Raw genomic sequence first — 2,767 nt, 5'->3', positions numbered from 1 at the left:
AATGAACCTTCCAGCTTCGCTTGTGAATGTCGATACCAATGTATAGCTTTGGTAGAGCAGTTTGTTGAGATTCCATATCTTATAGTTTCAGAGAACTTTAAAGATACTTGACTAACTGCTTTTTCATCGATGCTATAGTGCATACCCTTCGGGATACGCACCATACACAGACCGTTGTGCTTCATTATCAGAAACCGCTAACTAATGATAAAATTCTTTAGAAAAATTAGACAAAACTTACTTTCGGAAGGAAAGACTGGAAAGTATTTTAAATATGCTATTGGAGAAATCATTCTTGTCGTTATTGGAATTTTAATTGCTTTGCAGATTAATAATTGGAATGAAAACCGAAAAAATAAAATTGCCGAAGCTGATTATTACTGTAGAATTTTAGACGACTTTGAGCTAAATGAAAAATTAATTGATGAAACTTCTAAACTCACAACTGATAAAATAAAGCTTTGTAAAGAGCTGATATTAGATTTAAACAAACCACCTAATGACAGAGGTGAAATACTTAATAAATTTGTATTTGCTTTAAGACAAGACGTTTTTGTACCCAGCAATATTACATTTGAAGACATAACATCGTCGGGACAGTTAAAACTGTTGACGGATTTAGAACTTAAAAACAGACTCATTCAGCATAGTACATTTTTGAATAACATTCTAAATCTACTTCAAGAGAATAGGAATGAAATTCTTAAAAGAATGAGTGATTTTGAATTAATATGTGATTTCGGGTTTCAAGATATTGATTACCTTAATCAAGAGCTCGACAAAGAGCTATTAGATCTATTGCCAAAAAATGATTGGACAAATGAGCCTAATAATCCAATATTCGTAAAGTTTCAAGATAATCTTGTTTTTTTTATTGCTATGTTAATCAGGCAGAAACAACATTTATCTAATTTAAAAAAGGAAATGCAAGAACCTATAGAATTATTAAAAAATAAAAAATGTAAATAACGAAAGCACAACAATGGCTATAAGTAATTGCTTGTTCTCGCCTACTTCTGAAAATCCTCGCGGATTTTCAGTTTGGTGTGTACTTGCTAAGATAAGTGCTAACCCACGCAACTACTCATAGCCGAGACCGTTGTGGTGCATTTGAATAAAATTTGTTTTGTACGGTTATTTGCCGTACATTTGTATAAAACAAGTTTATCATGGAAGCACCAGTCTCAACATTTACCAGCTTTATTGTTCGTGTAGTTAAAAAACAAGCTGAAGAAATTGTTGCTAAAAACGACAGAATAATTGCTACAGAGAAAGATCGTCAAGTATTTTTTGATGCTGTATTTGGCAATACAAAACCAAATCAAAATTTGGTAGAAGCTGCTAAGAGGTACAAATCAAAAAGATCTTGAATTGAATATTTCAATATTAGATAAAACTCACAATAGAAAGGGGTTTGAATGCGAAGAGCCTCCATTAACAGACTATATTCAAAAACAAGTTAGTCAAGACGTTAAGAAAAAACTTGCAGTATGTTTCGTTGCAACGGACAAAGACAAAAATGTAATTGGCTATTATACTCTTACGAGTGAAAGTCTGGGAAGAGAACTAATACCCGAAAAGTATATCAATAGAGTTCCCAAGAATTATAATGCTCCAGTAATCCTACTCGGTCGACTAGCCAGAGACATAAAAGAAAAAGGAACAGGTCTTGGAGAACACCTTCTTTTAGATGCATTATTTAGAGCTTTTACTTTATCGGAAGAAAGTATTGGAGCTATGGCTGTTGTAGTCGACCCAATCAACAATTATGCAGTGAAGTTTTATAAAAAGTATGGTTTTGAAAAGCTACCTGATAGTGAAAAGATGTTCCTTCCAATGAAAACAATAAAACAGATAATTTGAGATAAAAAAACGCACCACAACATTGCATATAGCTTATGGCGGATAAAACTCTAAATTCAAGGATTTCACCTCTTAGCCAAGTTCGCTTCAGGTGGGCAAGAAAGTGCTTCGATAACCGCAACAAGGCATATACGGGACCGTTGTACACAAGCTCGAAAATATGACCAATAAATTTTACTATATTTAAGTAATTGATAATCAACTTAAAATAACATTATGAAAACACTAACTAACCACACGCTCTCAAAAACCGTAGTTATGATTTGCGCCCTGCTATTTGCTAGTTGCGCCGAAACCAAGAAAGAAGATGCTGCTTTGGCAGAAAAAGAAGTCCCAATGGTGGAAATGGCCTCAGATGAATATTCAGATATCGTCCTGAAAACATTAGGCCATTTGGCAAATTATGAACATGATGCTTACGCTGAATATATGGCTGATGATATGATGTGGTACTGGCCAGATGGTAGCTCAGAGACACGCCATTCCATAAATGGTAAAGATGAACTCGTTGCTTGGTGGAAAAACTACCAGGAAACTACAGGTGCCACCTTGAACTTTTCCAATAACACCTTTTTGCCGTTAAAAATTAATTCACCCTCTAACTATTATAAAGTTGTAGGTTCCGGGGTACTGGCCTATACAGATTTAACACTCACAATAGGGGATAAATCCACATCCGTGAGACAACACATGGTATATATGTTCAATGACAATATGAAAATTAGCCATTGCTTCTTATACTATGACAGGGCAGGAATAATTGAATTAACCAAATCGGCTCTTGGAACGCCAGTGATCCTTGGAGAGACTGATGAATAAAGACCTTAGATAAAAAGCCAGTGTACAACAACGCATATGCAAAATAGCTCACTAAGCGCAAGAATTTAAAGCTTGCGCTTTTTTT

At 34.6% G+C, this 2,767-nt stretch carries 4 protein-coding genes; all 4 read left to right on the top strand.

Annotation, left to right across the window (positions count from 1 at the left end; genetic code table 11):
* Positions 1 to 204 precede the first annotated feature (204 nt).
* Positions 205 to 969, top strand: coding sequence for a DUF6090 family protein (locus Q0X77_RS15335; RefSeq protein ID WP_297798685.1), 765 nt, complete (start codon positions 205 to 207; stop codon positions 967 to 969).
* A 200-nt stretch (positions 970 to 1,169) separates the two neighbouring features.
* Positions 1,170 to 1,370, top strand: coding sequence for a DUF1778 domain-containing protein (locus tag Q0X77_RS15330; protein WP_297798684.1), 201 nt, complete (start codon positions 1,170 to 1,172; stop codon positions 1,368 to 1,370).
* 1 nt (position 1,371) lies between these two features.
* A complete protein-coding gene (locus tag Q0X77_RS15325; RefSeq protein WP_297798683.1) occupies positions 1,372 to 1,863 on the top strand; it encodes a GNAT family N-acetyltransferase in 492 nt (163 codons plus the stop codon).
* Between the two features lie 216 nt (positions 1,864 to 2,079).
* On the top strand, positions 2,080 to 2,682 hold the full coding sequence (locus tag Q0X77_RS15320; RefSeq protein WP_297798682.1) for a hypothetical protein: 603 nt from the start codon (positions 2,080 to 2,082) through the stop codon (positions 2,680 to 2,682).
* Positions 2,683 to 2,767: the final 85 nt, after the last annotated feature.

Origin of the sequence: uncultured Eudoraea sp., from assembly GCF_947258925.1 — a bacterium.
Taxonomy (GTDB): Bacteria; Bacteroidota; Bacteroidia; order Flavobacteriales; family Flavobacteriaceae; genus Eudoraea.
The sequence above is the reverse complement of the archived record's forward strand: the minus strand, read 5'-3'. Positions and strand labels throughout refer to the sequence as shown.

Bases quoted from the DNA above. Each gene is read 5' to 3' on its own strand.
- Q0X77_RS15335 (WP_297798685.1), top strand. From the start codon at position 205: ATGATAAAATTCTTTAGAAAAATTAGACAAAACTTACTTTCGGAAGGA.
- Q0X77_RS15330 (WP_297798684.1), top strand. From the start codon at position 1,170: ATGGAAGCACCAGTCTCAACATTTACCAGCTTTATTGTTCGTGTAGTT.
- Q0X77_RS15320 (WP_297798682.1), top strand. From the start codon at position 2,080: ATGAAAACACTAACTAACCACACGCTCTCAAAAACCGTAGTTATGATT.